The organism is Streptomyces azureus (assembly GCF_001270025.1).
GTDB classification, from domain to species: domain Bacteria; phylum Actinomycetota; class Actinomycetes; order Streptomycetales; family Streptomycetaceae; genus Streptomyces; species Streptomyces azureus.
Genome location: NZ_DF968386.1, coordinates 1 through 10,734, shown reverse-complemented (window position 1 = coordinate 10,734; position 10,734 = coordinate 1). Strand labels below are relative to the sequence as shown.

The following is a 10,734-nucleotide window of genomic DNA, read 5'->3' as shown; positions in this document are numbered from 1 at the left end:
GGGCGGAGCCGGTCGCCGTGGCCTCCGTGACCGCCTTGTCGTGGGCGGTCTTGGCGGCCCGGCGTTCCTGGCGGCGGCGCTGCTTGACCGTGCGGTAGACGCCCGCGGTGGCCCGGCGCACGGCGACGGCGTCCGGGTGGTCGATCTCCAGCTTGTCGAGTTCCTCGAGCACGCTGAGGCAGACGGCCAGCCGCTCCGGGTCGATGCCGGGTCCGTACGAGAGCCCGCTCGCCTCGTCCATGGCCTGCGGGCCGTCCTCTGTCACCGTCATCGCCGCTGTCGTTCCCTGCTCTGCTGTGGCGGCGCGCCGGTCGCGCCCGCTTTCGAGGGGCGAATTTTACGCCAGCAGCGGGCCGCACCGCCAAACCCGCGCGATTCAGGAGCGGCAGGCCGTGATCAGAGTGCGCACCTCCTCCGCGACGGCCGCCGCGAGCCGGTCGAGGTCCGGCACGGCTTCGCCGTCGGCGACGAGCCCGTAGTGGACGCTCCCCCGGTACGTCGAGACCGCCACCGCCACGGAGTGGCCGGGGGCCAGCGGGGCGAACGGGAAGACGGCGGTGAGCGGGTTGCCGCCCAGCTTCAGGCCGAGGCTGGGCAGGGGCACGCTGGTGACCAGGATGTCGAACCAGAGCCGGGCCGCCTGACCGACCAGGGGTCCGCCCAGCCGGTGGGCCAGGGCCGGGACGTGGTCGGCGAGCAGGGCGACGGCGCCGGCGCCCCGGTTGGGGCCGGCGTCCTTGTTGCGGTCCATGGCGGTGCGGACCGAGGCGAGGCGGGCCAGCGGGTCCGGGTCGTCCACCGGAAGCCGTATCAGGTAACCGGAGAGCCGGTTGCCCTGCGGGTACGCGGTGCGCGGGCGGCGATTGGAGACGGGGATCAGGGCGCGGGGCGCGACGTCTCCGCTGCCGTCGCCGCGCTCGTCGAGCCAGCGGCGCAGCGCGCCCGCGACGACCGCGATCAGGACGTCGTTGACGGTGCCGCCGACGGTCTTGCGGACGCGGTGCACGTCGTCGAGGTCGAGCAGCACTCCGGCGGTGCGGCGGGTGCCGCTCGGCTCGCAGGTGAGCGCGGGGGTGGAGCGCACGTCGAGGGAGGAGCGGGCGACGGAGGCGCCGATGTCCAGGGCCCGGCCCACGTCGGACAGGGCGCCGCGCACCATCCCCGGCAGCTCGCGTACGTCCGGTAGCAGGCCGCGCGGGGGCTCGGCGGGGCGAGGCCGGGGCGCGGGCATGTCCAGCGGGTCCATGACGCCCGCCGCGAGGGTCAGCGCCCGCAGCCCGTCGGCCAGGGCGTGGTGGAACTTGAACAGCACCGCGAAGGAGACCCCGTCCTCGCCGGGCAGCACATGGGCCTCCCACGGCGGCCGGCCACGCTCCAGCGGGCGTCCCATGAGCCGGCCCGCGACCGTGTGGAAGTCGGCGGTCGGGGCGTGCAGCCGCACATGGTTCAGGGCATCGAAGTCCGGGTCGGGTTCGCGGGCGGCGCCGCCGAAGGCGAGGGGCCGGCGCAGCGCGGAGGGCAGTGGCTGCCACACGTTGCGGATCCGCATCCGCAGTCCGGGCATGCCGGCGGCGCGGGCCGCGAGCAGGTCGGCCGCGTGGGCGCCGGCGGCGGGCGAGTGGGCCGAGAAGATCCCGAGCGCGCCGAGGTGCATCGGGTGGTCCGCGGACTCGATGTTCCAGAACGCCAGGTCGAGAGGAGCGAGCAGGTCAGCAGTCAAGGGCTTGCCTCGCGTCGACGACGGGTAGGTCAGCAGTCAATCGCCCCCGGGCGATTACGGTCAAGTACGATCAGGCTACGTACAGTTAACAGCACATTAAGTCCCGCCCCGATGAGAGGGGCGGGACTTATGGTGCATGTGAGGTCAGTTCAGCACAGGACGCGGCGCCGGGCACCCGGTGGGAGTCACCCGGGAGGCGTCATGGATCAGCTCCTGGTGCGCCGTCTTCAGCCTGGCCGTGTCCGGCTTCAGCACGGCCCGGTCGTACGTCAGGAAGCCGTTCAGCTCGCCCTCGACGTCCGCGATCTGGGTGTACACGGCTCCGTTGCTGCCCCGGCAGACCAGGGCCCGGACCTCGTCCAGCTTCGCCAGGTAGTCGTCCGTGCAGGTGGCCGGGTCGACGTCGACGTACGACTGCTGCACCGACCAGGCATGGCCGGGCACGGCGAGACCGAGGCCGCCGTACTCGCCGCCGACCAGGGCGCGCTTCCCGTCGGGGCGGGGCGGCAGGGCCGGGCTCGGGTAGCCGTGCTCGTCCATGATGTCGCCGGTGCCGCCGTCGGCGCCGAGGTTCAGTCCGGACTGGCCGTCGCCGGGGGCGGAGTGCGTGTAGTACTCGCCCTTGAGGCCGTGGATCTCGGCCGGGTCGTCGGCGAGAGCGGGTGCCGCGGTCAGGCCGGTGAGGGCAAGGAGCGCGGCGAGAAGTAACGCGAGTCGGGTCCTGAGGCGTCTGGTACGCACGGAACCTCCATAACAACGTTGTCATGGACAGGAGTTCGCATGACAACACGGAGTCCGTTCTTCGTCCAGAGGCAGGACAAAGTCCCCCGTCCGCTCCTCGTCAGGTGACCAGCTGCCCCTTCCCGAGGGCGATGACGCCGCCCTTGGACACCGTGTACAGCTCCGCGTCACGCTCCGGGTTGACGCCGATCGTCGCGCCCGGCGGCACCTCGACGTTCTTGTCGAGCACGGCGCCGCGCACCACCGCGCCCCGGCCGATGTGGACGTTGTCGTGCAGCACGGACCCCTGCACGACGGCCCCCGGGTCGACCACCACACCCGGCGACAGCACGGACCGCGTGACCTGCCCGCGGATCAGGCAGCCGGCGCTGATGATGGACTCGCTGGCGATGCCGCCTGCGTTGAAGCGGGCCGGCGAGAGCTGGTACGAGTGCGTGTAGATGGGCCAGCTGCGGTTGTACAGGTTGAAGGCAGGGCGCTCGGCGATCAGGTCCATGTGGGCCTCGTAGTAGGCGTCCAGCGTGCCGACGTCCCGCCAGTAGCCCTGGTCGCGGGTGGTCTCGCCGGGCACGTGGTTGGCGCTGAAGTCGTACAGCGCGGCCTCGCCCCGGTCGGTGAGCTGGGGCAGGATCGAGCCGCCCATGTCGTGCACGGAGTGCTCGTCCTCCGAGTCCCGCTGGAGCGCCTCGATGAGGGCCTTCGTGGTGAAGATGTAGTTGCCCATCGAGGCGAAGACCATCTCGGGGTCGTCGGCCAGGCCGGGCGGGTCCGTCGGCTTCTCCAGGAAGCGCTCCACCGTCTGGCCGTCCGAGCCCGGCGTGATCACGCCGAACGCCGAGGACTCGGTGCGCGGCACCCGGATCCCGGCCACCGTGACGCCCGCACCGCTGTCGATGTGCTGGGTGAGCATCTGGCGGGGGTCCATGCGGTAGACGTGGTCGGCGCCGAAGACGGCGACGTACTCGGGGCGCTCGTCGTAGATCAGGTTCAGCGACTGGAGGATCGCGTCGGCGCTGCCCAGGTACCAGCGGGGGCCGAGGCGCTGCTGGGCGGGCACGGGCGTGACGTAGTTGCCGAGCAGGCTGGACATCCGCCAAGTGGTGGTGATGTGCCGGTCCAGCGAGTGCGACTTGTACTGCGTCAGGACGCAGATGCGCAGCACGTCGGCGTTCACCAGGTTGGACAGGACGAAGTCGACCAGGCGGTACGTACCGCCGAAGGTCACCGCGGGTTTCGCCCGGTCCGCGGTCAGGGGCATCAGACGCTTGCCCTCTCCGCCCGCCAGCACGATTCCCAGGACCGAAGGACCACCACGACGCATGGCCGCTCCCCTCACGCAGATTTCCCGATGCCTGCCCCTGAGCAGCTCGTACTAAGCCTGTTTCAGGATCTCCTCGTAGAGCCGTACCGTGCGGCGGGCCACCGCGTCCCAGCCGAACTCGCCGACCGCGCGTTCCCGCCCGGCCTCGCCCATCCGCCGGGCGGCCTCCGGGTCGCCCAGGACGGAGTCCATGGCCCGGGCGAGTCCCGCCTCGAAGCCGTCCCCGGCCGGGACCAGCAGGCCCGTCCTGCCGTCGTCCACGACCTCGGGGATCCCGCCGACCGCCGAGGCCACCACAGGTGTGCCGCAGGCCATCGCCTCCAGGTTCACGATGCCGAGCGGTTCGTACACCGAGGGGCAGACGAACAGGGCGGCGTGCGTGAGGAGCTGGATCACCTCCGGGCGCGGCAGCATCTTCGGGATCCAGAAGACGCCGTCGCGGACCCGGCTCAGCTCCCCGAACAGTTCGCGGAACTCCTGGTCGATCTCCGGCGTGTCGGGCGCGCCCGCGCACAGCACGACCTGCGCGGCCGGGTCGATGTCGCGCACCGCCCGCAGCAGGTGGGGCACGCCCTTCTGGCGGGTGATGCGGCCGACGAACAGCACGTACGGACGGGAGCGGTCGAGGCCGATCCGGTCCAGGGCGTCCGTGCCGTGGTCGGGCCGGTACAGGCTCGTGTCGATGCCGTTGTGGATGACGTGGACCCTGTCCGGGTCCAGGGCCGGGTAGCAGCCGAGGATGTCCTCGCGCATGGCGCCCGACACGGCGACCACCGCGTCGGCGGCCTCGATCGCGGTGCGCTCGGCCCAGCTCGACAGCTCGTAGCCGCCGCCGAGCTGCTCGGCCTTCCAGGGGCGCAGCGGCTCCAGGGAGTGGGCGGTCATGACGTGCGGGATGCCGTAGAGCATCTTGGCGAGGTGACCGCCGAGGTTGGCGTACCAGGTGTGGGAGTGGACCAGCTCGCGGCCTTCCAGGGCGGCGGCCATGGCCAGGTCGACGGAGAAGGTGCGCAGCGCGTCGTTGGCGCCGTCGAGCGTGGACCAGGGCCGGTGGCGCCGCACGCCGTCGGCGCGGCCCTCGCCCCAGCAGTGCACGTCCAGGTCGACCAGAGGCCGGAGTTCCCGGGCGAGGAACTCCACGTGGACACCCGCACCGCCGTACACATCCGGCGGGTACTCCCGGGTCAGCAGTCCCACTCGCACCCGCAACTCCCTGCTCTCAGCGGCCGTTCCCTTTCATGGTCACCCAGATGGGGCCTGTGGGGAAGAGCGGGGCGGCCGTGTGAAGCAACAGTCACCACAAAGGCCCCCGCCGGGCACGCGGTAGTACAGACAGCAGCTGCGGCGCCGGAAGACGGTTCCGGTGAGGGTTCCGGCGCCGGCCAGCAGGGGGTGCGCGAGGAGTTCCGCGGCCAGGGAACGGGCCCGGGCGGCGGTGTCCGTACGGCCGTGCCGCCGGGCCCAGCGGTCGAGTTCCCGGGCGGCGCCCGCCAGCGCGGAGGCGGCGTTGCCCCGTAGCAGGCCCGGGGCGAGGCGGTGGTGGGCGCGCAGGGCCGCCGAGAGGGGGTCGAGGTGGCCGCGCAGGACGACGTCCGCGACGGTCGGCGCGTCCCCGGGGAGCGGCTCTACGTCCGAGAGCCACAGGTCGTCGGGGGCACCGGCGTCGGCGTCCCAGCGCAGCAGCCGGGCGTCAAGGTCGGGGACACGGCCGTAGAGCGCGGCACAGCCGAGCGCCACGGACCAGAGGCGGGCCGCCAGCCCCAGGTGGGCCACGGACGCCGCGACGCGCAACTCCGGGGTGCGCAGGGCGGTCGCAACTTTTCCGACACGTAAAATCAGGGGATTTCCGCATACATCCGGTGACTCGACGGCGTAGGCCTGTGCGAGAGTGGGAAGAGGCCCGGCCGCCGCTCCCCCGGTGCGCAGCACGAAGTAGCCGCCGAGCGGGCGGAGCGCGGCAAGGTCGGGGTCAAGGTCCACGAAGAGCAGTAGTACCAAGGCCCCTAAGGGATGCGACCCGGTGACCCCCGACCGGGACGCCCACCCTGGGGATGATGGGTGTCCCCTCGTACTCCATCGGCAGTAGGACCCAATGAGTGCTCAGGGACGACGACGGGAAGACCTGGACACGGCAGGGTGTTGGTCATGAAAGCCGACCTTTCGCCGCGCCGGGCTGAGCGCCCCCGCCTGACGCAGAGGAGCAGCCGATGAGCGCCCTCGCGTTGTCCGTCCTGCTTTCCCTCGTCTCCGCGTTCGCCTACGCGGGCGGGGCGATCGTGCAGGAGCGGGTCGCGGTGTCGTCGCCGGACGAGCAGTACGCGCCGCTGCGCCGGCCGGGCTGGTGGGCGGCGGTCGCGCTCAACGGCCTCGGCGGACTGCTGCACGTGGTGGCGCTGGCGTACGGCCCGCTCAGCCTGGTGCAGCCGCTCGGCGCGCTGACCATCGTGGTGGCCCTGCCGATGGCGGCGCTGTTCGTCGGCCGCAAGGCGGGCGCCACGGCGTGGCGGGGCGCGATCATGGCGACGGTGGGGCTCGCCGGACTGCTGTCCCTGGTCGCCGCGTCCGACGCGCAGTCTCTGGACGCGGCGGAGCGGGTGGCCGTGGCCGTGGTCACCGCGGGTGTGGTCGTGGCGCTGATGATCGCCGGCCGGGCCGCGCACCGGCACCCGGCGGTGCGCAGCATGCTGCTGGCGACCGCCTCCGGTATCGCGTTCGGCATGTCCTCGGTGTTCACCAAGACCGTGGCGGTCGACTGGACCGGCGGTGTGTCGGTGGCGGACGTGCCGTCCCTCGCCGTGATCGGCGTCCTCGCCACGGCGGGCATGCTGCTGTCGCAGGCCTCCTACCGGGGCGCCGGACTCGCCGCACCGCTGGCCACGCTGACGGTCGTGAACCCGGTGGTGGCGGCCGCGGTCGGCATCACGATGTTCGGCGAAACCTTCCGCTACGGCGCGACGGGCACGGCGCTCGCCCTGAGCTGCGGCGTGGTGGCGGCGGGCGGCCTGATCCTGCTGACGACGGAGCGGCTCACACACGCCCACCCGGAGAGCGAGGGGGCGGGGCTGGAGGTCGCCGACAGGGGGCTGGTTCCCGTGGACACGGGCCTCGGGGCGACGGGGATGCTGCCCGGGCCCGCCGGGGAACCGGCCGGGAGCGGGCGGGGTCTGCTGGAGACGGTGGGTGCGGAGGCCGGGCGCGGGGGCGGCTTGAGCGGGGCCGTGGGTGCGGAGTCCGGGCACGCGGGTTACTTGGCCGGGTCCGTGGGCGGTCTGTCCGCGAGTGGAGGCGAGTTGCCCGAGGCGGTGGACGCGTCGCCCGTGGGTGGCCTGGGCGGGAGGGTGGGCGTCTCGCCGGAGCCCTTGGGGTCCCCTGCCGACATCGGCGCGCTGGCCGAGACCGTGGGCGCCCCACCCGTCGCCGTGGGGGCGCTGCACAAGGCGCTGGGCGTCGGGGCTGGTGACCTCGGCGGAGCGGGCCGGGGCCCCTCAGGGGACGTGCCCGTGCCCGGGATCGCCGTCGCCGATGAACCCGGCGTCGCCCCGGACGTCACGTACGAGAGCGGGGAACCGCCGGTGTCCTCCGAGGAACGCCCGCTCTCCTACGCGGCCTTCTACGGCATCCCGTACGTGTCGATGCCCACGATGGACCGGCACCGCAGGCGCATCAGATCCTGACGCCGCCGGCCCTCAGGTACGCGATGGGGTCGACGTCCGTGCCGAACCCGGGCCCCGTCCGCACCTCGAAGTGCAGATGCGGGCCCGAGCTGTTTCCGGTGGAGCCGGAGCGGCCGATGCGCTGGCCCGCGCTCACCGTCTGGCCGTCCCGCACGGAGATCGCCGACAGGTGGGCGTACTGGCTGTAGCGGCCGTCGCCGTGCCGGATCACCACCTGGTAGCCGTACGAGCCGCCCCACCCCGCGCTGACGACACTGCCCGAAGCGACCGACTTGACGGACGTGCCCGTGGGCACGGGGAAGTCGACGCCGGTGTGGTAGCCCTTCGACCAGGACGAGCCCGCCTTGCGGTAGGGCGTCCCCAGGGAGGCGCTGACGGGGGCGACCAGGCCCTGCCGGATGGCCGTGGACCGTGCGGCGCGCTCCTTGCTCTCGTCCTTGGACCGGTCCTTGGCACGCTCCTCGGCGCGGTCCGGGGACGGCTTCTTGGATGCCGGCTGCTGCGATGCCGGCTTCTTCGTCGACGGCTTGGCCGACGGGGTCCGCTCGGGCGCGGGACGCGTCTTCGTGGCGCCCTCGCCGCTCAGCGCGAGCCGCTGGCCCGGCACGATCAGATCCGGATCGCTCCCTATGGCCGAGCGGTTGGCGGCGTACAGACCTCGCCAGCCACCCCGCACCTCCCGCTCCTCCGCGATGCCGGAGAGGGTGTCGCCCCGCACCACCGTGTACATCTCGGCGCTGCCCGCCCGGGACTGCGGCGTGGACTGCGGCCGCACGTCCTCGATGGAGGTCCTGGGCCTCTGCTTCCGGTCTGCCTTCTCGTCCTGCCTCGTGCTCTCGCCGGCCGGCCGGATGTCGGGCTCGGCTCCGCCCCGGGTCAGTCCGGCCCGTACGGAGCACGTCGGCCAGGCGCCCGGGCCCTGCCCGTCGAGCACCTCCTCGGCGACGGCGATCTGCTGGTCCTTGGTGGCCAGGTCCGCGCGCGCCGCATAGGCCCGGCCGCCGTACGCCTCCCAGGTGGACTGGGTGAACTGGAGTCCGCCGTAGAAGCCGTTGCCGGTGTTGATGTTCCAGTCGTTGCTCGACTCGCAGGCGGCGACCTTGTTCCAGGTGGCCACGTCCGCCGCCTGGGCGGTGCCGGCGCCCATGAACGGGAGCGCCATGCCCGCGCCGCCCGCCGTGACGGTGAGTGAGGCGCGGTTGATCCTGTTCGGCTGATACCGGCGATGCCGGCCGCGTACGGCCATCGAGAGCCCCCCTAGACATGCGTCAGGAGGGGCAAAAGTAAGCGCTGCGAACCGGCCAGGACAAGGCGGCTATCAGCCGCCCGGTTGCCCAAATGGCCGGGATGAGGCCCCTGTTGCGCGACGTGCGCCACGGCGGTGCACCGCGTACGGCACCCGGTGCGCGGGTGCGGCGCACGCGGGGACGCGTACCTCGGGTGAGTGCGACGGGGGCTCTTGTGCGTATCTGCCTGCGCGACGTCGTACGACCCGCGCGTGCGGTCGAGGTAGCGGCACGTCAGGATGGTCGACGGGGGCATGCTGGTGGACACCATCCGCAGCAGCGATACCGAGGTCTTTAGGAGCCAACCGAATGAGCAGTACAGCGCAGATCGGCGTCACGGGTCTCGCGGTCATGGGCCGCAACCTCGCCCGCAACTTCGCCCGCAACGGCTACACGGTGGCGGTGCACAACCGGACGCCCGCGCGTACGCGCGCCCTGGTCGAGGAGTTCGGCGGTGAGGGGGAGTTCGTCGCGTGCGAGAGCGCCAAGGAGTTCGTGGCCGCGCTGGAGCGGCCGCGGCGGCTGGTCGTGATGGTGAAGGCCGGTGAGCCGACGGACGCTGTGATCCAGGAGTTCGCCCCGCTGCTGGAGCCCGGCGACATGATCATCGACGGCGGCAACGCGCACTTCGCGGACACCCGGCGCCGGGAGCGCGACCTGCGCGAGCAGGGCATCCACTTCGTCGGCATGGGCGTGTCCGGCGGCGAGGAGGGCGCGCTCAACGGACCGAGCATCATGCCGGGCGGCCCCAAGGAGTCGTACGACTCGCTGGGCCCGATGCTGGAGAAGATCTCGGCGAAGGCCGCCGACGGTTCGCCGTGCGTCTCGCACGTCGGTCCGGACGGTGCCGGGCACTTCGTGAAGATGGTGCACAACGGCATCGAGTACGCGGACATGCAGCTCATCGGCGAGGCCTACCAGCTGCTGCGCGACGTCGCCGGATACACCCCCGCACAGATCGCGGAGATCTTCCGCACCTGGAACCAGGGCCGCCTCGACTCGTACCTGATCGAGATCACGGCAGAGGTGCTCTCGCACGTGGACGCGGAGACGGGCAAGCCGTTCGTGGACGTGGTGGTCGACCAGGCCGAGCAGAAGGGCACCGGCCGCTGGACCGTGCAGATCGCGCTCGACCTGGGTGTGCCGGTGTCCGGCATCGCCGAGGCGGTCTTCGCCCGCTCGCTGTCGGGCCACGCGGAGCTGCGGGAGGCCTCGCGCGGGCTGGCCGGACCGAAGGCGCAGCCGATGAGCGAGTCGGAGGCCCGGGCCTTCGCCGACCGGGTGGAGCAGGCGCTGTACGCGTCGAAGATCGTGTCGTACACGCAGGGCTTCCACGAGATCGACGCGGCCCGCGGCGAGTACGGCTGGGACATCGACCTCGGTGCGGTCTCCGCGCTGTGGCGGGGCGGTTGCATCATCCGCGCGGCCTTCCTGGACCGTATCCGCGCGGCCTACGACGCCCGGCCCGATCTGCCGAGCCTGCTGTCGGACGCGACGTTCGCACAGGAGATCGGGGATGCCCAGGACGACTGGCGCGAGGTGCTGATCGCCGCGACCCGCCAGGGCGTGCCGACGCCCGGTTTCGCCGCGGCGCTCGCCTACTACGACGCCCTGCGCGCCGAGCGGCTGCCGGCGGCGCTGACGCAGGGGCAGCGGGACTACTTCGGTGCGCACACCTACCGGAGGGTGGACCGGGACGGGTCGTTCCACACGCTGTGGGGTGGGGACCGGTCGGAGGTCTCCGCGTAGGCGCTCCGCGCTGAGGACCGGTACGGGGCCGGTGGACGGCCGCATCGGCTGTCCACCGGCCCCGTTCTGTTGCCGGTTCTCTTGCTGGTTCTGTTGCCGGTTCTCTTGCCGCCGTTCAGGACAGTGGCGGGCCCGGCTCGGGGTTCGGTACGGGTTCCGGCCCCGGCGGGATCGGGGACGGGTCGGGGCCCGGCACCGGATCGGGGCCCGGGGGTGGGGTCGGCTCCGGACCCGGTGGCGGGG

At 72.6% G+C, this 10,734-nt stretch carries 7 protein-coding genes and 2 pseudogenes; 2 read left to right on the top strand and 7 right to left on the bottom strand.

The annotated features are described in order from the left end of the window. From AOQ53_RS31875 to AOQ53_RS31850, 6 genes and pseudogenes are all read right to left on the bottom strand, one after another. Positions 1-271 (bottom strand): annotated as a pseudogene (locus AOQ53_RS31875) (short-chain dehydrogenase); the annotation flags it as partial. 105 nt (positions 272-376) lie between these two features. Beyond that, positions 377-1,720 (bottom strand): wax ester/triacylglycerol synthase family O-acyltransferase, encoded by a 1,344-nt coding sequence (locus AOQ53_RS31870; protein WP_059422534.1) that lies wholly within the window; start codon positions 1,718-1,720, stop codon positions 377-379. A 144-nt stretch (positions 1,721-1,864) separates the two neighbouring features. Continuing rightward, a pseudogene (locus tag AOQ53_RS31865) lies at positions 1,865-2,311 on the bottom strand (glycoside hydrolase family 2); the annotation flags it as partial. Positions 2,312-2,561: 250 nt separating this feature from the next. Further along, complete coding sequence (glgC, locus tag AOQ53_RS31860) at positions 2,562-3,782, bottom strand: glucose-1-phosphate adenylyltransferase (RefSeq protein ID WP_059422531.1); 1,221 nt, start codon at positions 3,780-3,782, stop codon at positions 2,562-2,564. Between the two features lie 51 nt (positions 3,783-3,833). Continuing rightward, a complete protein-coding gene (gene glgA / locus AOQ53_RS31855; protein ID WP_059422530.1) occupies positions 3,834-4,985 on the bottom strand; it encodes a glycogen synthase in 1,152 nt (383 codons plus the stop codon). A 39-nt stretch (positions 4,986-5,024) separates the two neighbouring features. Continuing rightward, positions 5,025-5,762 (bottom strand): (2Fe-2S)-binding protein, encoded by a 738-nt coding sequence (locus AOQ53_RS31850; RefSeq protein WP_059422535.1) that lies wholly within the window; start codon positions 5,760-5,762, stop codon positions 5,025-5,027. A gap of 227 nt (positions 5,763-5,989) precedes the next feature. On the opposite strand from AOQ53_RS31850, the gene AOQ53_RS31845 reads away from it, so the two are divergent. Then, the gene (locus tag AOQ53_RS31845; protein ID WP_059422528.1) at positions 5,990-7,456 is read left to right on the top strand and encodes a DMT family transporter; all 1,467 of its coding nucleotides are present in this window, start codon (positions 5,990-5,992) and stop codon (positions 7,454-7,456) included. Here AOQ53_RS31845 and AOQ53_RS31840 read toward each other — a convergent pair. Next, entirely contained in the window at positions 7,446-8,702 is a 1,257-nt protein-coding gene (locus AOQ53_RS31840) for a peptidoglycan DD-metalloendopeptidase family protein (protein WP_059422526.1), read from the bottom strand. The two genes, AOQ53_RS31845 and AOQ53_RS31840, sit on opposite strands and share 11 nt — an antisense overlap. A 349-nt stretch (positions 8,703-9,051) precedes the next feature. Between AOQ53_RS31840 and gndA the strand changes: the two genes are divergently transcribed. Beyond that, positions 9,052-10,491, top strand: coding sequence for an NADP-dependent phosphogluconate dehydrogenase (gene gndA, locus AOQ53_RS31835; RefSeq protein WP_059422524.1), 1,440 nt, complete (start codon positions 9,052-9,054; stop codon positions 10,489-10,491). The last annotated feature ends 243 nt before the right edge of the window (positions 10,492-10,734 follow it).

Bases quoted from the DNA above. Each gene is read 5' to 3' on its own strand.
- AOQ53_RS31840 (WP_059422526.1), bottom strand. From the start codon at position 8,702: ATGGCCGTACGCGGCCGGCATCGCCGGTATCAGCCGAACAGGATCAAC.
- gndA (WP_059422524.1), top strand. From the start codon at position 9,052: ATGAGCAGTACAGCGCAGATCGGCGTCACGGGTCTCGCGGTCATGGGC.
- glgC (WP_059422531.1), bottom strand. From the start codon at position 3,782: ATGCGTCGTGGTGGTCCTTCGGTCCTGGGAATCGTGCTGGCGGGCGGA.
- AOQ53_RS31845 (WP_059422528.1), top strand. From the start codon at position 5,990: ATGAGCGCCCTCGCGTTGTCCGTCCTGCTTTCCCTCGTCTCCGCGTTC.